Origin of the sequence: Morganella psychrotolerans (assembly GCF_001676055.1) — a bacterium.
Classification (GTDB): domain Bacteria; phylum Pseudomonadota; class Gammaproteobacteria; order Enterobacterales; family Enterobacteriaceae; genus Morganella; species Morganella psychrotolerans_B.
Window position 1 is genome coordinate 223,136 of sequence record NZ_LZEX01000023.1, and the last position, 20,316, is coordinate 243,451.

The following is a 20,316-nucleotide window of genomic DNA, read 5'->3' on the forward strand; positions in this document are numbered from 1 at the left end:
TGTTCAGCAACTGATTTTCAACAGCTTACTTCTGTTGTTTTGCGTCTTCAGCGGCTTCTTTGGCTTCCACTTCTTCATACCAGCGCGGGTGATGTTTCTTCGCCCAGCGGCGGCTGACTTTGCCTTCGATCATGCCTTTAATCGATCCTTTCACCCAGAATGCCATATACATATGGATAAGGATGGCGTGGATCAGAATGATAGCGGCAGCCGCATGAATAAGCAGGCTCCAGCGGATCATCCACATCGGGAAGTAATGCGCGAAGTACGGACGCCAGATGACAATACCGGTGGCAAGCAGCACAAAAATCATGCTCATAATGCTCCAGAACATCATTTTTTGTCCGGCGTTGTATTTACCGACCCGTGCCACATTGTGTTCATTGCCTTTCAGCACTTCCACAATATTCTTAACCCACGAGATATCCTGGCGGTCAGGAATATTGTGTTTGACGAAGCGGAAAAACATAAACATCAGCACGAAGAAAATCAGCACACCAAAGAACGGGTGCAGAATACGCCCCATCTGCGGTGTCCCGAATGTTTCTGTCAGCCATTGCAGTGTCGGAAAGAACAAGGCAATACCGGATAAGGAAACCATAAAAAAGCAGATAACCACGGTCCAGTGACAGGCACGATCAACAAACTTTGTGCGCAGGATCATTTTGCTTTTTTTCTTACTCATGATGGTTTTCCTCCTCTTCTTCTTCATCGCTTACTTCTTTATTCGGTCCGATCCCCACATAGTGGAAGATAAGCCCGGCAAACGTGGCGATAAATCCGATGGCAGACAGCGGTTTCAATACGCCTTTCCAGAGGTCGATCGGGGTATCTATCTGCGGATCTTTCGGCAATCCGTGATAGAGCTCCGGGTTATCCGCATGTTGCAATACATACATGACGTGTGTGCCGCCGACGCCTTCCGGGTTATACACACCCGCATTGGCAAACCCGCGTTTTTTCAGTTTCTGTACGCGTTCATCAGCCACTTCCAGCATGTCTGCTTTGGTGCCGAAATGAATTGCGCCGGTCGGGCAGGTTTTGACACATGCCGGTTCCTGACCCACTGTGACCCGGTCAACACAGAGCGTACATTTGTACACTCGGTTGTCTTTCGGGTTGAGGCGCGGAATATTGAACGGGCAGCCCGCAATACAGTAACCGCAACCGATACAGTGTTCTGACTGAAAATCAACGATACCATTGGCATACTGAATGATTGCCCCGGCAGACGGACAGGCTTTCAGGCAGCCCGGGTCTGTACAGTGCATGCAGCCGTCCTTGCGGATAAGCCACTCCAGCTTGCCGTTTTCTTTGGTTTCGCTGAACCGCATAACCGTCCAGGATTTAGCGCTCAGATCTGTCGGGTTATCATAAACCCCGGTACAGAATCCGACGTCATCACGGATATCATTCCACTCGGAACACGCCACCTGACAGGCTTTACAGCCGATACAGGTGGTGACGTCGATAAGCTTCGCGACTTCAAGTTTGTCGTCACGCGCCTGCGGAGGTGGCGTTATGCTGTTAGTCGCAGAACGTTTGATAATGTCTTGAGATTGCATGGACATAATTCCTCCTTACGCCTTCTCGATGTTAACTAAGAACGCTTTAAATTCAGGCGTTTGCGAGTTGGCGTCACCGACTCCCGGCGTCAGTGTATTGGCGATAAAGCCTTTTTTGTGTCGCACCTTCAAAGCCCCAGTGAATCGGGATCCCGACTGTTTCGATTGGTTTTCCGTCCACCATCAGGGTTTGCAGGCGCGGTGTGACGACAGCTACGGCGCGGATAAAGCCACGTTTGCTGCTGACTTTCACTTTATCGCCACTGCTGATCCCTTTGGCTTCACCCAGTGTTTCACTGATTTCGACAAACTGTTCCGGCTGCGCGATAGCATTAAGCCGCGCGTGCTTGGTCCAGGTGTGGAAATGCTCAGTCAGGCGGTACGTTGTCCCCACATACGGGAACTCGGTATGACTGCCCAGGCGTTTCTTGTCATCTTCAAAGATACGGGCGGCCGGGTTAGAAATCACATTCGGGTGAAGCGGGTTCGTCCCGAGCGGTGTTTCAAACGGCTCATAGTGCTCAGGGAACGGACCTTCCGCCATTTTATCGATAGCAAACAGGCGGCCTAAGCCTTCCGGTTGCATGATAAACGGCCCTGTACCGACTTCCGGTGCCGAGGTGTTGAAGTCCGGGATATCATTACCGACCCATTTCTTGCCGTTCCACTCGATAAGTATGCGGTTTTTATCCCACGGTTTACCCTGCGGATCCGCAGACGCGCGGTTATAGATAACGCGGCGGTTCAGCGGCCATGCCCATGCCCAGCCCAGCGTGTTGCCGATACCGGAAGGATCACTGTTATCCCGGTTCGCCATCTGGTTACCTTTTTCCGTCCAGCTGCCGGTGTAGATCCAGCAGGAAGATGCGGTGGTACCATCATCACGCAGGTGTGCAAAGGTACTGAGAAGCGCACCTTTTTTCGCCAGCAGATTACCGTCGGCATCAAAAAGATCTTCCAGTGCAACACCGTTATTTTCACGGGCAACTTCATCAGATTCCGGGTGGAATTTACGTTTGTAATCCCACGACATCTTCATCAGCTGATCAACACCTTTACCGCCTTCTTCTTCATATAATTCACGGATCTTATAAAGAATACCGGCAAGGATCTGACCATCGTTGCGCGCTTCGCCCGGGGCATCCGCTGCTTTCCAGTGCCACTGTAACCAGCGTCCGGAGTTGGCAATGGAACCATCTTCCTCAGCAAAACAGGTGGATGGCAGGCGGAATACTTCTGTCTGAATTGATGCGGTGTCCACATCATTCATCTCACCGTGGTTCTGCCAGAAATTCGAGGTTTCTGTGACCAGAGGATCGACTGTTATCAGGTATTTCAGTTTACTCAGGCAACCAACGACTTTGTTTTTGTCCGGGAAGGAGGCAACCGGGTTGAAGCCCTGACAGATGTAGCCGGTTATCTCATTCTTATTCATCATGTCGAAATACTTCAGCACGTCATACGCCTGATCCCATTTCGGCAGCCAGTCATAGCCCCACTGGTTTTCCGGCGTAGCCGCATCACCATAGAAGGATTTCATCAGACTGACAAAGAACTTAGGATAGTTGCTCCAGTAGTTCACCTGGTTCGGCAGTGTCGCTTTCGGCGTATTTGCTTTCAGGTAGCTGGTGATATCCGTCTGTTTCTCTGACGGCAGCGTCAGATAACCCGGCAGGCTGGTGGACAGCAGACCGAGATCAGTCAGACCCTGAATATTTGAGTGACCACGCAGGGCATTAACGCCACCGCCTGCCACACCCATATTTCCGAGCAGTAACTGGATCATTGCCATAGTACGGATGTTCTGCGCACCAACGGTGTGCTGAGTCCAGCCTAAGGCATACAGGAACGTGGCTGCGCGGTTTGCCGGACTGGTAGAGGCCAGAATTTCGCACACTTTAAGGAAATCTGCTTTTGGTGTACCGCAGATTTTCTCAACCATATCCGGCGTATAGCGGGATACGTGTTCTTTCATCAGGTTCCAGACACAGCGCGGGTTTTCAAGTGTATCGTCGCGCAGCGCATGACCATTTTCATCAAACTGGTAGTTCCAGGTTGCTTTGTCATAGCGGCGTTTTTCAGCATCATAACCACTGAATAAACCGTCATCAAAAGTGAAATCCTCACGAACCAGTAAAGCGGCATTGGTATAATGGCGCACATACTCGTCATGGAATTTCCCGTTCTGTGTCAGATACAGAATAACCCCGGAAAGGAAGGTAATATCAGTACCCGAACGGATAGGAATATAATGATCCGCAACTGAGGCTGTCCGCGTAAAGCGCGGGTCAACCACGATCAGCGTAGCATCGTTATTATTTTTGGCTTCCATCGCCCAGCGGAATCCGACAGGATGCGCTTCTGCCGCATTCCCGCCCATGACCACAACGACATTGGCATTTTTGATATCAACCCAGTGGTTGGTCATCGCACCGCGACCAAATGTTGGAGCAAGACTTGCTACCGTTGGTCCGTGTCAGACACGCGCTTGGTTATCAACTGCCAGCATCCCGAGGGAGCGGGTAAATTTCTGGGTTAACATGCCGGTTTCATTACTGGCAGCGGAAGCGCAAAGCATCCCCGTTGTCAGCCAGCGGTTAACTGTGGTGCCTTCGTTGTTTTTTTCAATGAAGTTGGCATCACGGTCAGCTTTCATCAGACGGGCGATGCGTTCAAAGGCATCATCCCAGCTGATACGCTGCCACTTATCCGAGCCCGGAGCACGGTATTCAGGGTAGCGCAGACGGCTGTTACTGTGGATATAATCCAGCAAACCGGCACCTTTCGGGCATAATGCCCCGCGGTTAACCGGATGATCAGGATCACCCTCGACGTGGAAAATCGCTGATTTAGCATTCATGGCACCATCGCCCATGCTGTACATCAGCAACCCGCACCCGACTGAACAATAAGTACAGGTGTTCCGGGTCTCTTTCGAGCGGAGTAATTTGTATTCCCGTACATTAGACATTGCTACTGACGGCATAAAGCCTAACGCGGCGGCTGTAGTTCCGGCCAGCCCGCCCGCACAAATCTTAAAGAACTGTCTGCGGCTGAAATTCATCGCATCCTCTTTTTTTATATATTTGTAAAAAATCATGAGGAGAATATCAGCAAAGGTTGAATTTATATTGCCTGAAATCAATGAAAGTGAACTTTAATGTTTAATTAAAATTAATCGGAGGAATCAGCACGATTTGAATAATCACAAAGTAGTAGTGATTTCTTTATAATTGACGCAGATCAATTAATATAAATTTCTGCTCACAGAGGGGATGAATTAAATCAACTTTAATTTCGCCGTCATAATAAGTTTAAATGCCGGAAAATACAAATTAAAAATGCCGGATATCCACGTCATCCACTTTAAAATGGGAAGGTGACTGACCCATTTGTTTCTTAAACATAATAGAAAAAGCCCCCGCGCTATTATAGCCAAGATCATAAGCAATTTCTGTAATCGATTTCCCCGATAATATATGAGAAAGAGAATTAAGCAGACACGCCTGCTGACGCCATTCTGAGAATGACATCCCGGTTTGTGTGCGGAAAAACCGGCTGAATGAGCGCTCACTTTTATGCAGTTTTTCCGCCCAGGCGCCGGGCTGGGAGGTTATCACCGGATTGCGCATAAACTCACGGCACATCAGGCCGAGCTTCTCATCCCGCGGAACCGGCACAAAAAACGGCAGGGGCCGGGCGCGGCTCAGTTCACACAAGATCAACTGCATCAGCATCCCGTCGCGCCCCTGAATATCATATTCGGCGGGCACATCAGCGGCTTCAAGCAGTAACTGACGTAACAGCGGAGAGACACTCAGAACTTCGCAATCCGCCGAATGACGCGGCTTTGCCGCCGGTTCAATATACAGGCTGCGGGTGCTGACATTCAGCATGCGGGTTTCGTGGGCGATCAGCGGAGGGATCCACACGCCACATGAGGGCGGAATAACCCATTCACCGCCTGCCGTACTGACTTCAATCAATCCCGTTGCCGGGTAGAGAAACTGCGCACGCCGGTGAGAATGGTACTCCAGCAGGGTATCCGGCAGATAATCTGTTCCGAGGGCAATAACATCCCGCGCAATATTATCCACGCTTTTCAACGGAATATTTCTCATAAGTGATGTGCTCCCCGCTTTCTGACTGAAGATGATGGCCTGCCTGCTGCTATCGGCAGGACGCCGGCTGTTATATCAGATCCCTGTGCCGCAAAACAGGTGTTTTACGATAACATTTTGTAATCACATATACATTCAGGCGTATTGAGCAACAACTATAACGCATTAAATTAACAGTGACGGAAAAGAGGCTGAAATTCAAATGTTCTTGTCCGGTTTGCGTATGGCAGCAATATATTAATCCATTACCATTCTGCTGCCGCCATTTTGTTTATTCAGATTCTGATTACTTCCGGTTATTAATGTGTTGCCGGGGGCGCGGCGTTATTTCCGGTCATTTAAAATTAAATATTATTTATTATTTATTGTTTTTATACCCAACGTCATTCAAGTTGCAGGCAGGCGGCAAGGGAAGATAGGCGGGGAGCATACATAAGTATGTGACCCGGCTGGCTGAGTGCGGCCAACGAACCTGCGGTTTGAATGAATAAGGGTATAAATGTCGCTCTCTGTTTCTCACCCGGGGTAAATCCACTATGAGTCATCAATCCGGCCATGATAATGAAGGTTCCGGCGCTATCGGTGAAATAAGCCGCCGGCGCTTTATACAGGTCAGTTCTGTATTATCTGCGGTGCCATTTCTGGCATCAGAAAGTATTGCTTCCGTTTCACCTGATCCGGCACACATTCCTGTGCATCCGGTGGATGACGGCGTGCGGGTTGTTCCCACATGCAGCAGTTTTGACTGCGGCGGCAAGTGCGATATCCGCGCGCATATTAAAGATGGTCAGGCCATCCGTATCACGACGCGTCCGGATGCTGATTTAAATGAAGAGATGCCGATCATGCGGGCCTGTGTGCGCGGGCGCGGTTACCGGAAATTTATCTATCATCCTGATCGCCTGAAATACCCGATGAAACGTGTCGGTAAACGGGGGGAAGGGCGCTTTGAGCGGATAAGCTGGGAAGAAGCGACATCATTAATCGCACAGCAATGGCAGCGGATCAGTGAAAAATATGGCTCCGCATCGCGCTTTGTCAGCCTGAGTACGGGTGTGACCGGCGGGATTTTCTCCGGTGCAAATATGCTGCGCCGCCTGTTTAACCTGACCGGCGGGTTCCTGGAAAATTACCACTCAGTCAGTAACGGCAATACCATGGCGGCAACGCCGTACACTTATGGTACGTCTGCCAGTGGCAGCACACTGGATACCCTTGAAAATACGCCGCTGGTGATTTTGTGGGGGCATAACCCGAACGAAACGATTTTCGGGCACAGCAACCACTATTTTCAGAAGATGAAAAAGAACGGCACAAAATTTATTGTCGTTGACCCGCGCTATTCCGATACCGCCTCTTCCCTGGCGGATCAATGGATACCTATCCTGCCGACCACCGATAACGCCATGATGGATGCGATGATGTATGTCATCGTGACAGAAAATCTGCACGATCAGGCATTTATCAATAAATATACTCTGGGATTCAGTGAAGATCAGATGCCGGAAGGCGTTGCTGATAATGAATCGCTGGTGGCGTATCTGACCGGTAAAAAAGACGGTATCGCCAAAACGCCTGAATGGGCGGAGAAAATAACCAAAGTTCCGGCGGACACTATCCGCCAACTGGCGCGTGAATATGCCTCAACCAAACCGGCGGTGCTGATGCAGGGCTGGGGACCACAACGGCATATCTGCGGCGAGCGCAGCGCCCGGGGTGCCACTTTGCTGGCAACGATCACCGGAAACGTGGGTGTGCGCGGCGGCTGGGCGGCGGGTTACGGCATGGCACTGAATCCGGATCTGCGTAAAACCATTGCCGGACCGGCGCTGTTTGATAATCCGGTTAAAGAAAAAATCAATATCACCAACTGGGTGCAGGCGTGTGAAGACAAAAATCTGGTCACACCGGCAAACGGCCTGAAGAATGCAGAGAAACTCGGCACAGAGATCAAAATGATCTTCTCGATGGCGGGTAACTACATGACAAATCAGAACACAGACATTCTGCATGCTGCAAAAGTGCTGGAGGATGAATCGAAGGTTGAATTTATCGTGTGCAGTGATCTCTATCTGACGCCGAGTGCGAAATACGCCGATCTGCTGCTGCCGGAGACCAGTTTTCTGGAGCGCTGGAATATCGGCGGCACCTGGAGTTACGGCGATTACCTGATCCTCTCGGAAAAAGCGATTGAACCTGATTTTGAGCGCCGCACAGACTATGACTGGCTGTGTGAAGTGGCGGAAAAACTGGGTGTATATGACGAGTTTACCGCCGGTCACCGCACGGATCGTGACTGGATTGAATTCCTGGTAAATGATGCGGCAGCTAAGCGTCCGGAAGATAATATTCCCACCTTTGATGAACTGCTGGTCAAACGTCGTCATTTATTAACGCACCGTCCGCATACGCAAAATGTGGCGTTTGAAAAAAATATTCAGGATATCGAAAACAATCCGTTCCCGACGCCGTCCGGCAAAATCGAGATTTTCTCCAAACGTCTGTATGACATGGATAACCCGGAAATCCCGGCGCTCTCCCATTATGTGCCTGCGGTTGAAGGTCCGGAAGACAGACTCACCACAACCTATCCGCTGCAATTAATCACCTGGAAAGGGCGGAACCGCGCTAACTCCACGCAGTTTGCCAATCCGTGGTTACAGGAAGTTCAGCGCCAGGAACTGTGGATCAACCCGTTTGACGCACAAGATCGCCGTATTAATGACGGTGACAAAGTGAAGATCTATAACGGGCGCGGCATAACGATGATCCCGGTAAAAATTACCCAACGAATTATGCCGGGTGTGGTTGCACTCCAGGCGGGAGCCTGGTGGCTGCCGGACAGTAACGGTGTTGATCAGGGCGGCTGCGCCAATGTGCTGACCTCGTCACGCAGTACGGCGCTGGCGCACGGTAATGCGCACCAGACACTATTAGTTGAGGTGGAAAAAGCATGAGTAAATTCATTATTTATCCGGCAGTCAGTGAAAAACAATTAGGGTTTTATATTGATTCAGCCCGCTGCTCCGGCTGCAAAGCCTGCCAGGTTGCCTGTAAAGATAAAAACAATTTAGATGTCGGGCGCCGCTTCCGCCGCGTGTATGAAATGACCGGCGGCGGTTACAGCCGTAACAATAATGGTGCGCTGATCAACAATGTGTTTGCTTATACGCTCTCCATTTCCTGTAACCACTGCAAAGATCCGATTTGTGTCCGCAACTGCCCGACCACTGCAATGCACAAGCGCGACGGCGACGGCATCGTGATGGTCAATACAGACAAATGTGTCGGCTGTGGTGCCTGTGCGTGGTCTTGTCCGTATGGCGCGCCGCAGATGAACCCGGAAACCAAACAGATGTCGAAATGCGATTTTTGCATTGATTTACAACAAAAAGGTGAGCAGCCGGTATGTGTCAGCACCTGTCCGCTGGGCGCTATTCAGTTCGGACCGATTGATGAGTTGCGGGCGAAATACGGCAATCTGGATTATGTAACCGGTCTGCCTGATCCGTCCATTACACAGCCGAACCTGGTGATCAATGCGCATCACGGGGCACATTTTGATGACATAAACAGTGAGAGAAAAGAAAATGAATGAGTGGTCGCTTTTAATTTTCACTTACATGATGAATGCGGCGGTGGGGTTGTGCGTTGTGAGCGGGGTGTTTGCCGCACCGCTCTCCCGCCGCCTTACGGCAGACAGTTTTAAACGTATGATGATGCTGACGATTTTTATTATCTGCATTATCGCGGGGATAGGATCAGTGGCATCAATCACGCATCTGGGCGTGCCGTTGAATGCCCCGAATGCCATTAATAATGTATTCACCGCCTGGCTCAGTCGTGAAGTGGTAGTGACGGCGGCATTTGTCGGCAGTTTAGGCGTGACATTTCTCTGGCTATGGAAGTCAGGCAAACTCTCTTTTCTGTTGTTTGGCGCGGCAATGGTGATTGGTTTGGCTGACATTTATTGTATGGCGTCGATTTACCGCTATACCTCGATTCTGACGTGGAATGATGCCAATACTTATCTGATGTTTTTCGCCACCATGCTGAGCCTCGGTGCAGCGCTGTATGTGTTGCTGATGATGCTGTCACAGCGTTTTGGTCAGAAAGCAGGGATTATTATCCCGGCAGATTATCTGTCAGTGTCCCGCTTGTGGCTGCTGTGGAGTGTCATGGCGGTAAGCCTGACCGCGCGCCTGTTATATCAGCCATTTTATGAACACTGGCTGACCGCCACACAGTTATCGCAAAAATCGGTTACTTTTCCGCTTTCGCCAATCACGGCTTATTACAGCATTGCCGGGTTGCGGGTAAGCACCTGGATTATGGCGGTTGCCGGGCTGCTTTTGTGTGGTATCGCACTGGTTCGTGCGGTGGGACCGAAAAGGCGGGATACGGAGTATCAGGCAGCGGGCGGTTTGTTTCTTACCGGGTGTCTGCTGACCATTATTGCCGAATTTATGCTGCGTTATGTTTTCTATTATATTCACGCCTGACGGGAGCGCCTGATGAGTAAAATCTCCCATTATGCGGCGGCATTTAACGTGCTGGGTATTTGTTATCTGTTCTCCCCGGATGATGACAGCAACCGCGTTGCTATGCGGCTGTTCACCCTGCCCGGGTTTGCGCAGCAATGGCCCTGTGAGGTGGATGAAGCACTCCGTACACAGTTAAGCCGTTCAGCCGGTTGTGATGCAGGAACACTGAAATCGGCCTGGCAGGATTTGTTTGCCGGTCCGGGAGCTCTGCCGGCGCCGCCGTGGGGCTCGGTTTACCGGGATGCGGAAGGGTTGTTACAGGGGGATTCCACCCTGGCGCTGAATGCGTTTTTAAAGCAGGAGCGATTGAAACTGAGCACGGCGTATCCGGAACCGGCAGATCACATCGGGCTGATTTTATTTCAGGCGGCAGTATTAGCGTCTGAAATGCGGGCACCGGCAGTAAATACGCTGCTGAGTCAGCATCTGCTCACCTGGCTGCCTCAGTACGCTGAACGTCTTAATGCTCACGGACACAGCCCGTTTTATTGTGCGCTGACACAACTGGCAATGGTGACGGTTCGCGCATTTTTAAAAACATAATATTGCGCAGTAATATAGCTTTATTACATTGCCCGCAATCTATACGTCCCTTTTTCCGGGGCGTATTTTTTATCTGCGCCGGGGCAGATTGAGCTGTGACAGATACGTTGTAAAAAACCTGTGGATTTAACTATCGCTGAGATACGGCGGCACCAGGTCGTCGAGCAGTGCAATCAGCGCCGGGTCGTTGTACTGGTAATCATCAGGGATTTCAAGGATGTGCAGGGTTTTATGATCGAGAAGGCGGGAGTATTCGGCTTTCAGGCGATTTTTGTGTTTCTGCTCCATGACAAAAATCACATCTGCCCACTGAAGTAACGCCGGGGTGACCCGGCGTTTTGCATTACGGCTGGTACCCGCTGAGCGGACAGACCACTGCGGATGGTTCCGCCAGTGGTGTTCGGCCGTCGGGCTGCGCCATTGGTTGCGGCTGCAGATAAACAGGATATTCACTGGTCACTTTCCTCATAACGGGCGTTGCGTGTCAGCATCGCCTGACTGACCCGTGGATAATCTATGCCTAACTGAGTGGCTCTGATCAGTTTATCGCCGCGGGTGTACAACATTTTCCAGCGTTTTTCGGGGGAAAAATCATACAGACCGCTGTGGTGTTTCTGATCACGGGATTTATTTATACGATTCTTAAATTTGCGCCAGGCGCGGTTTCGGGTGTTATCCATCTTTTTCTCTCTTTACGAAATTGAATTACCGGGTTCAGCAGCCGCGGTAATACGGAAAAAGGGAGGGCTAACAAGGTGAATTTTAGGCAGAGAAACACAGAATGCAAGTAAAAAAAAACGCGCCCGGATCCGGGCACGGTTCATCAGCAGTCAGTTACAGTTCCGAAAACGCGTAAGCGGCTGCATCAATGGTTTTGCGGATATCTTCATCACTGTGTGCGACAGACATAAACCCGGCTTCAAAGGCGGATGGAGCGAGATAAATGCCTTTTTCCAGCATCAGATGAAAGAACTTTTTGAAGCGCTCCACATCACAATTCATCACATCCTGATAGCAGGTGACAGTCGGTGAATCAGTAAAGAAGATACCGAACATCCCGCCGACATGATTGACCACCAGCGGAATGCCCGCCTGTTCTGCTTTCGCAGTCAGACCTTCAGCCAGCATCTCTGTCAGTTCAGTCAGGCGCTGATGCACACCCGGCTGTGAAATTTCCTGTAAGCAGGCAAGACCGGCTGCCATGGCAATCGGATTACCGGAGAGCGTGCCCGCCTGGTAAACCGGGCCTGTCGGCGCGAGTTTTTCCATGATCTCACCACGCCCGCCGAATGCACCGACCGGCATTCCGCCGCCGATAATTTTACCCAGGCAGGTCAGATCCGGCTCAACATCATAATATGCCTGCGCGCCGCCGAGAGCGACACGAAAGCCGGTCATCACTTCATCGATAATCAGCAGTGCGCCGAATTCATCACACAATGCACGCAGCCCCGGCAGGAAATCAGCGGCCGGCGGAATGCAGTTCATATTACCGGCCACCGGCTCGACAATAATACAGGCAACATCGTGAGGATGTTTTTCAAAGGCTTCGCGGACAGAACCCAGGTCATTATAGGTGCAGGTCAGCGTGTGTTTGGCGAAATCCGCCGGCACACCCGGTGAGTTTGGCTGCCCGATAGTCAGTGCGCCGGAACCAGCTTTGACTAACAGGCAGTCTGCGTGTCCGTGATAGCAGCCCTCAAACTTGATAATTTTATCGCGGGCGGTGTAACCACGCGCCAGGCGGATAGCGCTCATGGTCGCTTCCGTTCCGGAGTTCACCATGCGCACCATGTCCATGGACGGCACCAGTTCGGTGACAAATTTAGCCATTTCCACTTCATCAGCCGTCGGGGCGCCGAAACTCAGCCCTTTTTCAACCGCTTTGATAACCGCGGTGCGGATAGCAGGGTGGTTATGGCCCAGCACCATCGGCCCCCAGGAGCCGACATAGTCAATGTAGGCTTTGCCGTCAACATCATAGATATACGCACCGTTGGCGCGTTCAATAAACAGCGGAGTGCCGCCGACGCCGTTAAACGCGCGGACCGGGGAATTTACTCCGCCGGGGATAAAGTGCTGTGCTTCGGTATATAAGGTTTCAGAGCGGCTCATTCAGGACTCCCGTCAGTCAGTGAGCAGAAAGTTGATCACAGTGTAATGGAGAGCGCGGCTGAATCCAACTTGTCACATTATTCTTGTGAGGACTATATCCAATGTCATTCAAGATGCAGGCCGGCGGGCTGAACGCGGCCAACGAACCTGCGGTTTGAATGAATAAGGATATATATCCTTATTAATAATATGGTTACTATGCTTTATGTGTGGCGAAACTTGAACGATTCCGTGAGGTGGTAGATAATTGATAATAATGTCCGGGAGCTGACAGCTTTCTGAGTGTGTTTACTGGTCGCGGCCAGTCTGGAGTAATAAATGAGCGATGATTCAGCACTGCCCCTGCAATTTACGGATGCGGCAGCTAAAAAAGTAAAAATTCTGATTTCGGATGAAGAAAATCCGAACCTGCGCCTGCGTGTTTATATCACCGGCGGCGGGTGCAGCGGGTTTCAGTATGGTTTCACCTTTGATGATGCCATGAATGACGGCGACATGACTATCGAGAAAGAAGGTGTGGCGCTGGTGGTTGACCCGATGAGTCTGCAATATCTGGTCGGCGGTTGTGTGGATTATACTGAAGGGCTGGAAGGCTCGCGGTTTATCGTCACCAATCCGAATGCCAAAACAACCTGCGGCTGTGGTTCTTCATTCAGTATCTGATTGAATTACCGGCAGCTATCAAGAACGGACGCGCAGGCGTCCGTTTTTTTATCGGGTAAAAAGTGGATAACACTACAGGATGGATATAGCGCAGAGTTAACAGGTGTACGCGTGCTATATTATTCCGGTATGCGGGGAAATAAAGAATCTCCGGCTAAAATAAGATATTTTAATATTATTAATAACAGTTCTGGTATGGCAGTTTATGGTTATTAATACGGGTAAATTAACAAAATGAAACAAAATAATATTATTTAAAATCTTTATGATTTTAGAGTGAAATGAAGCATTAAATAAAATGTTAGTTACTTTATTCAGCATCCCTGCATTATGTAAAAACCGGAAGATATCTTTTATCGTTTGATTTTAAAGGAATTTAATTTCATTTGTGATTTGTTGTCATATTAATGATATTACGTTCTCTTTATAATCGTTATATATCTATATTTATATCGATAATAAGTTACAGGATAATAAAGGTGAAAACATTTTTTGATCCTGCTCAATGACCTTATATTTCATTCCTCTACACTAAAGATGTAAAAATATTACACCTATTCCTCCGTAAATATGAGAATAACCCGGCGTGAATCACATCACCGGCTGTTAACCATCAAATCGTGACCCCTGCCGACTGTCCCCGGCAATATACGTAAAGGAACAGCCATGATTTATCCGCTGACAGAGCAGCACCTGAGCACTTACCGCAACAGCACATTGCAGCGCTACGCGCAGCGCTATCTCGATATTGAAAAACAGACGCAGCAGGCGATTGCGCAGTATGGACTGACATTTGAAGCGCCATACCGGCGTCAGGTGCAGATTGATACATTGCGTAGTGAAGTAAAAGCGCTGGGGGCAACGTTTTCGAATAACGGCAAAAGTATTCACAGCAAATGGCTGTCCGGTGCCTGTGTGCAATGTCGCACGGGCGAGGGCAGCTATACCACGTTTTTATCGCTGAAATGCCACCGCGACTGCTATTTTTGTTTCAATCCGAACCAGGAAAATTACGATGGTTTTCAGCATGAAATGCGCGATGCCATTGGTGAAGTGAATGCGATTGCGCAAGAGGGCTATCCGCTGAGCCATATTGCACTGACCGGCGGCGAGCCGCTGCTGTTCCGTCAGGAAAGTATCCGTTTCTTTGAGACAGTACAGGAAAAACTGCCGGGCGTTCATACCAGACTTTATACCGCAGGGGATCCGTTGGATCGCAATACTGCGTTGGCACTGGCGGCAGCGGGTCTGAAAGAGTGCGTTTCAGTATCAAAATTGACGATCCGCCGGAAAAACGGGAAAAAGTACTCAGCCGTATCGCACTGGCGCGGGAGATTTTCCCCGATGTGATGGTGGAGATGCCGGTTATCCCGGGCAGTGAAGAACAGATGAACGAACTGCTGCTGAAACTGGACGCTATCGGTATCGACGGTATTAATCTGCTGGAGTTCTGCTTTCCGCTGACCAATAGTCCTGAATATCAGGCACGGGGCTTTGCCCTGAAAAATCCGCCCTATGAAGTCTATTACAACTACTGGTACGCGGGCGGGCTGGCGGTTGCCGACAGTGAACTTGCCTGTCTGCGGGTGCTGAAATTTGCTCTGGAAAATAACCTTTCCACCGGCGTGCATTATTGCTCGCTGGAAAACAAACACACCGGGCAGGTGTATCAGAACAATGCTTTCTGTAATGCGGGTCCGCATTATCTTTTTTCTTCCCGTGACTATTTTTTCAAAAGCGCCAAGGTGTTCGGTGACGATTGTTCATGTGTCGCCGCTATCCTGCGTGAGGCTGGTCTGCCGTTTCATGAAGATATTCTGCATGATTTTTTACAATTCAATCCTGAATCGATTATGCATCTGACCTCTTTCCCCGATCTACCTGTTGCCCTTACTTCTCATATTGCGGAAGACGACGGGCAGGGCAATCCGTTAATTAAAGAAGTGCGGGTGGAATTCACCACACCCGCTGAATTTTCGCCTGATGATATACACGGAGGTGTATGTGAGCAGTGACAGCCGGGAACTTGATTATCTGTATGCGCGTCAGTTTGCTTATGACGTATTACGCCGCCTGCTGACAGAAGAGCCGACAGCAGAGCTGCTTGTTTATCTGCGCGATGAGGGGCTGTCTCTGTTCCCCGCCGATGAGAGCCTGCCAGCCATGCAGACCGCGCTGGATGCAATGCAGGATGATTTGAACACCCGTATGCTTAAAAGCGGTGCATCCGATTTTGAAACCCTGCACTGGGATTTCACCCGGTTGTTTATCGGGCCGGAATCCCCGCCTGCCGCGCCCTGGGAGTCAGTGTATGTCTCGCGGGATAAATTGTTGTTCCAGGAAAGCACTCTGAGTGTCAAAACCTTTTATCAGCAGCACGGATTTCATCTGCCGGAAACAGAGTATGAAGCCGCCGACCATATCGGCTACGAGCTTGATTTTCTGTGGAATTTGAGTGTGAAAGCGTCACAGGCGCTTGATCGTGAACAGATTGGGGATATTACCGCGCCGTTGCAGGCGTCAGCTGAATTTATGCAGACGCATTTACTGGCCTTTATGACGCCGTTTTGCCGTGAACTGAATAATCACGCAGAGACGGTGTTTTACCGTCAGTTCAGTATTCTTCTTGAAGTTTTTACCCGTAACGACCATAAAAAAATCAATGAATTAATAAATTTATAATAATAATTTTAAAACCTGATGATGAGGTATGAGCAATGTCAGACAGACAAAAAACAGGCTTAACCCGCCGTTCATTTGTAAAATGGACGACAGCGGCATCAGCTATGGCTGCACTGCCGTTAAGCAGACAACTTCATGCTGCGACACCGGCACCGGAAAAAACAACGCCCGACGCCGGGACTGCTGCCAAAGGGCAGTGGAAACCGGTCGCCTGCTGGCATAACTGCGGCGGGCGCTGTGTAAACAAAGCGCTGGTTGTTGATGGCGTGGTAGTCAGACAAAAAACCGATGATGTGGTTGCCGACTCGCCGGACTTCCCGCAGCAGCGCGGATGTCTGCGCGGGCGCTCACAGCGTAAACAGGTTTTCGGTGCAGATCGCCTGAAATACCCGATGAAACGCAAAGGTTGGGCACCGGGCGGCGGGGATAAAACCTTGCGCGGGCGCGACCAGTGGGTGCGCATCAGTTGGGATGAGGCGCTGGATATCGTCGCTTCTGAAACCAAACGGATCACCGGGCAGCACGGCAACGAATCTCTCTGGGTGACCGGCGGGAACGGTACGGATTTCCAGAGCGTGTTCGCCAAAGCAGGCGGTTTTACCGGTGACTGGGGAACCACCTCCTGGGGCGCCTGGTTTGAAACCCCGGCACACCTGGGTCTGCTGGAAGGATTTTACACCTTCGGCACCAATGACCGCTTTGATATGCGCAACTCACAGCTGATTGTGATGTGGGGTGCGAACCCGGCCTGGAGCAGTCCGGGCAGCCCGACGTATAACTATTATCAGGCGAAAAAAGCCGGTGCGCGTTTTATCAGTATTGATCCGAGCTACACGGCAACGGCAGAACTGATGGATGCAGACTGGTATCCGATCAATCCGGGAACCGACCACGCGCTGGCGCTGGGCATTATGTCCGCACTGCTGGAAATGGACAGCCCGGCGAACCCGCTGATTGACTGGGATTTCCTGCGCCGCTGCACAGTGGGCTTTGATGAAACCAATATGCCTGCGGGTGCGGATCGTCAGAAAAACTTCAAAGATTACCTGCTGGGAACCTACAGCGGTGAACCGAAAACCCCGGAATGGGCATCGGACATTACCGGAATTCCGGCGTCTGATATCCGCTCGCTGGCACGCCAAATCGGCGGCACACAGCGGGTGGCGCTGTTAACCGGCTGGGCGCCTGCCCGTATTCATAACGGTGAAGGATGGGTTCAGGCGTTTTCAACGCTCGGATTTATGACCGGGCATATGGGGCGTCCGGGGCGTATGACCGGGGTGAGTTGTCACTTTGCGGCAGGTAATAACGGAACACGGCTGGTGGTCGCCGGTGCAAACGGGTTGCCTGCGGTGAAAAACCCGGTCAGCCTGAAAATCAATCACAACGAACTGAACCGCGCATTGCTGGAGAAAAAATTCCGCCAGCGCGGTACAGGTGATGTGGATGCCAATATTCAGATGATTTTTCATCCGTTTAACGCCACATTGCAGACCCGCGCCAATATCATGCAGGGAATCGAAGCCTATCGTCAGGGGGTTGAGTTTATCGCGACCGCCGCGTATGTCCCGCATACCTGTGCGAAATATTCTGATCTGATCCTGCCGGTGACGACAGAGTGGGAGCGCGAGGGAACCATTCTTAATCCGAGTAACCGCGAAGTTATTATTGCCGCGGTGAATGTCACTCCGCCACTGTATGAGGCGAAAAGTGATCAGTGGATAGCAAAAGAGCTGGGTAAACGCCTGGGTGTGAATGTGGATGAGATCTTCCCAATCTCTGAAAAACAGCAGTTTTTCAATAAACTGAATGGTGCCACTATCATCACGGAAGACGGTGTTAGCAAAGCACCGCTGTTTACGGTCACTCAGGCTGATATTGATGAATGGCAGGTAACCGGTACGCCGCAGGAAGGGCGCATCACGCTCAATGAATTCCTGACCAAAGGGAAGTATCAGGTAGAGCGTACGGCGGATGATAACTACAGTTATATTGCCTATGAAGACTTTATCCGCGACCCGGCAGCAAACCCGCGTCCGACACCGAGCGGTAAGTTTGAAATCTACTGTGAAACCCTGGTTGAGAAAGCAAAAGAGTGCGGCTGGACTGAATTACCGCCTATTCCTGAGTATATTCCGTCCGCCAGCGGCTATGAAGCCAGTTTCAGTGATTTCGCCAAAAAAGAGAAAGGTGATTATCCGTTCCAGGTCTATAACCCGCACTATCTGCGGCGCTCACACAGTACGCTGGATAACGTGCCGTGGCTGCGCGAGCAGTGGCCGAGCCCTGTCTATATTAACGCTTCCGATGCAAAACGCCTGGATATTAAGCAGGGTGAAACCGTTATGGTCACCAGCCCGCAGGGTAAAATTCTGCGCCCGGCGCTGGTCACCCAGACCATGAAACCCGGCGTGATCGCTCTGCCGCACGGCAGCTGGACCAATGTGGATGAAACCACCGGCATTGATATGGCGGGGGCGGATAACACACTGACTATTCAGGTGCCGACCGGGCTTGGAACATCCGGATGGAACACGATGCTGTGTAATATCGAAAAATGGCATGGCGAACAGTTGACAGAAGATGCGCGACTGCCGCAGCGGATCATCGGATAAGGGGCACAGACAGATATGGACAAACAAGTAGGATTTTATATTAATGTCGCTGCCTGCATCGGTTGTAAAACCTGTGTTGTGGCGTGTAAGGATAAGAACGATCTCGAGGTCGGGCGTAATTTCCGCCGGGTTTATGACATTGAGGTTGGTGAGTATCCACGCCCGCGCCGCTGGCATCTCTCCATCGCCTGTAACCATTGTGACGACCCGCAGTGTGTCAGCCATTGCCCGACCACGGCAATGCATAAGCGGGAAGAGGATGGTGTGGTGCTGGTGGATCATGATAAATGTGTGGGCTGCCGTTATTGCACCTGGGCGTGTCCGTATGAAGCGCCGCAGTTTGACCCCGCTATCGGGATGATGACCAAGTGCGATACCTGCCTGGATCTGCGTGAGCAGGGCGGTAATCCGATGTGTGTGGATTCCTGTCCGATGCGTGCAATTGAGTTCGGTCTTATCAGTGAACTGCGTAAAAAACACGGTACGAACGCGGATATCGCCGGGCTGCCAAGCTCATCCATTACCAAACCGAACCTTGTGGTCGGGATGAAAGGATAAGGAGAATTATCATGCATGAACTGCCTCTTGTTATATTCACCTTATTTATGCAGGCGTCAGTCGGCTGTCTGGTGATCACATTGCTCTGCTATTTCCGTCTGTTCGGCAGCAAAGATCCTCAAATTGCGATGAAATGGGTGCGTGCGCCACTGATCGCGAGCTTCCTGCTGGGCTGCGCCGGGTTGCTCGGCTCCCTGTTCCACATGGGAAATCCGCTGCACATGTTTTACACCCTGATGCACGTTTCTTCATCGTGGATGAGCCGTGAGGTTCTGGCAACCGCTGTCTATATGGGGTTGTTGTTCCTCAGTGTTGCACTGCTGCTGTTAAAACAGAAAGTGAATGGTTTGCTGCTGCTGTTAAGTGCCGCAGCAGGGCTGGTGTATATGTATGCGATGTCTGCCCTTTACGCCGATACCCTGTTCACGCTGTGGAGTGGTTTGTTCACATTTGCCGGTTTTGCCGGGACGATGCTGCTGACAGGCGGGATAATCTCTGCACTGCTGCTGGTAACAGCACTGGGCTATGCCCGTGAAGATGAACTGATCCGCCGTGTCGTAAAAATTGCACTGGCGGCAGGTGTGGCAGGGCTTCTGCTGATGCTGCTGGGCGCACTGTCGCTGCTGGGTAATATCGGCGAGCCAATCTATATGGGTATGACACCACGGGCGATGCCGGAAGGATTGCTGAGCCTGAATATTATCCGTGTTGTACTGATTGGTCTGGGATTATTTTTTGCCGGGCGTCTGCTGTGTCAGAAACAGGCTGAGATAACCAATGCCACGCTGATAATGTCACTGGCAACAGTCTGTGTTTTTGCCGGGGAAGCGGTGGGCAGGGTAGTCTTCTTCTCTCTCGGTGGCTGATATACTCTTATTCATTCAACCTGCAGGTTCGTTGGCTGCATCCT

17 protein-coding genes and 1 pseudogene are annotated in these 20,316 nt (G+C 50.8%); 11 read left to right on the forward strand and 7 right to left on the reverse strand.

Annotated elements, in window-relative coordinates; genetic code table 11:
- Positions 1 to 25: 25 nt before the first annotated feature.
- The 4 genes and pseudogenes from fdnI to AYY17_RS12990 form a co-directional block, all read right to left on the reverse strand.
- Positions 26 to 685: a formate dehydrogenase-N subunit gamma gene (gene fdnI, locus AYY17_RS12970; RefSeq protein ID WP_067424260.1), complete on the reverse strand. Its 660-nt coding sequence runs from the start codon at positions 683 to 685 to the stop codon at positions 26 to 28.
- Positions 678 to 1,571 (reverse strand): formate dehydrogenase subunit beta, encoded by an 894-nt coding sequence (gene fdxH, locus AYY17_RS12975; protein WP_067424262.1) that lies wholly within the window; start codon positions 1,569 to 1,571, stop codon positions 678 to 680. The genes fdnI and fdxH overlap by 8 nt, the downstream gene beginning before the upstream one ends.
- 9 nt (positions 1,572 to 1,580) lie before the next feature.
- Positions 1,581 to 4,629: pseudogene (fdnG, locus tag AYY17_RS12980) on the reverse strand (formate dehydrogenase-N subunit alpha).
- Positions 4,630 to 4,900: 271 nt separating this feature from the next.
- Positions 4,901 to 5,686, reverse strand: coding sequence for an AraC family transcriptional regulator (locus tag AYY17_RS12990; protein WP_067424264.1), 786 nt, complete (start codon positions 5,684 to 5,686; stop codon positions 4,901 to 4,903).
- A gap of 536 nt (positions 5,687 to 6,222) precedes the next feature.
- Here AYY17_RS12990 and AYY17_RS12995 point away from each other — a divergent pair.
- The 4 genes from AYY17_RS12995 to AYY17_RS13010 are packed head-to-tail and all read left to right on the forward strand — an operon-like array spanning position 6,223 to position 10,773.
- Positions 6,223 to 8,643: a DMSO/selenate family reductase complex A subunit gene (locus AYY17_RS12995; protein WP_067424266.1), complete on the forward strand. Its 2,421-nt coding sequence runs from the start codon at positions 6,223 to 6,225 to the stop codon at positions 8,641 to 8,643.
- A complete protein-coding gene (locus AYY17_RS13000) occupies positions 8,640 to 9,284 on the forward strand; it encodes a DMSO/selenate family reductase complex B subunit (RefSeq protein WP_067424268.1) in 645 nt (214 codons plus the stop codon). The genes AYY17_RS12995 and AYY17_RS13000 overlap by 4 nt, the downstream gene beginning before the upstream one ends.
- A complete protein-coding gene (locus AYY17_RS13005; protein ID WP_067424270.1) occupies positions 9,277 to 10,188 on the forward strand; it encodes a dimethyl sulfoxide reductase anchor subunit family protein in 912 nt (303 codons plus the stop codon). The genes AYY17_RS13000 and AYY17_RS13005 overlap by 8 nt, the downstream gene beginning before the upstream one ends.
- 12 nt (positions 10,189 to 10,200) lie before the next feature.
- A complete protein-coding gene (locus tag AYY17_RS13010) occupies positions 10,201 to 10,773 on the forward strand; it encodes a molecular chaperone TorD family protein (RefSeq protein WP_067424272.1) in 573 nt (190 codons plus the stop codon).
- Positions 10,774 to 10,899: 126 nt separating this feature from the next.
- Here the strand turns inward: AYY17_RS13010 and AYY17_RS13015 are convergent, their stop codons facing one another.
- From AYY17_RS13015 to hemL, 3 genes are all read right to left on the reverse strand, one after another.
- On the reverse strand, positions 10,900 to 11,226 hold the full coding sequence (locus AYY17_RS13015) for a low molecular weight protein tyrosine phosphatase family protein (RefSeq protein WP_067424274.1): 327 nt from the start codon (positions 11,224 to 11,226) through the stop codon (positions 10,900 to 10,902).
- A complete protein-coding gene (locus tag AYY17_RS13020) occupies positions 11,223 to 11,453 on the reverse strand; it encodes a hypothetical protein (protein ID WP_067424276.1) in 231 nt (76 codons plus the stop codon). The genes AYY17_RS13015 and AYY17_RS13020 overlap by 4 nt, the downstream gene beginning before the upstream one ends.
- A 154-nt stretch (positions 11,454 to 11,607) precedes the next feature.
- Positions 11,608 to 12,888: a glutamate-1-semialdehyde 2,1-aminomutase gene (gene hemL, locus AYY17_RS13025; RefSeq protein WP_067424278.1), complete on the reverse strand. Its 1,281-nt coding sequence runs from the start codon at positions 12,886 to 12,888 to the stop codon at positions 11,608 to 11,610.
- 318 nt (positions 12,889 to 13,206) lie between these two features.
- On the opposite strand from hemL, the gene erpA reads away from it, so the two are divergent.
- From erpA to AYY17_RS13055, 7 genes are all read left to right on the forward strand, one after another.
- Positions 13,207 to 13,551 (forward strand): iron-sulfur cluster insertion protein ErpA, encoded by a 345-nt coding sequence (erpA, locus tag AYY17_RS13030; RefSeq protein WP_067367774.1) that lies wholly within the window; start codon positions 13,207 to 13,209, stop codon positions 13,549 to 13,551.
- Positions 13,552 to 14,217: 666 nt separating this feature from the next.
- Complete coding sequence (locus AYY17_RS22335) at positions 14,218 to 14,901, forward strand: radical SAM protein (protein WP_235845380.1); 684 nt, start codon at positions 14,218 to 14,220, stop codon at positions 14,899 to 14,901.
- Positions 14,808 to 15,566 carry a hypothetical protein gene (locus tag AYY17_RS22340; RefSeq protein WP_235845381.1) on the forward strand — a complete coding sequence of 253 codons (759 nt, stop codon included), beginning with the start codon at positions 14,808 to 14,810 and terminating at the stop codon, positions 15,564 to 15,566. The genes AYY17_RS22335 and AYY17_RS22340 overlap by 94 nt, the downstream gene beginning before the upstream one ends.
- Positions 15,556 to 16,233: a TorD/DmsD family molecular chaperone gene (locus AYY17_RS13040; RefSeq protein WP_067424281.1), complete on the forward strand. Its 678-nt coding sequence runs from the start codon at positions 15,556 to 15,558 to the stop codon at positions 16,231 to 16,233. Before AYY17_RS22340 ends, AYY17_RS13040 begins: the two co-directional genes overlap by 11 nt.
- A 35-nt stretch (positions 16,234 to 16,268) precedes the next feature.
- Complete coding sequence (locus AYY17_RS13045; RefSeq protein ID WP_067424283.1) at positions 16,269 to 18,848, forward strand: molybdopterin-dependent oxidoreductase; 2,580 nt, start codon at positions 16,269 to 16,271, stop codon at positions 18,846 to 18,848.
- A 15-nt stretch (positions 18,849 to 18,863) separates the two neighbouring features.
- The gene (locus AYY17_RS13050) at positions 18,864 to 19,406 is read left to right on the forward strand and encodes a DMSO/selenate family reductase complex B subunit (RefSeq protein WP_067424285.1); all 543 of its coding nucleotides are present in this window, start codon (positions 18,864 to 18,866) and stop codon (positions 19,404 to 19,406) included.
- An 11-nt stretch (positions 19,407 to 19,417) separates the two neighbouring features.
- Positions 19,418 to 20,272, forward strand: coding sequence for a dimethyl sulfoxide reductase anchor subunit family protein (locus tag AYY17_RS13055; protein WP_067403877.1), 855 nt, complete (start codon positions 19,418 to 19,420; stop codon positions 20,270 to 20,272).
- The last annotated feature ends 44 nt before the right edge of the window (positions 20,273 to 20,316 follow it).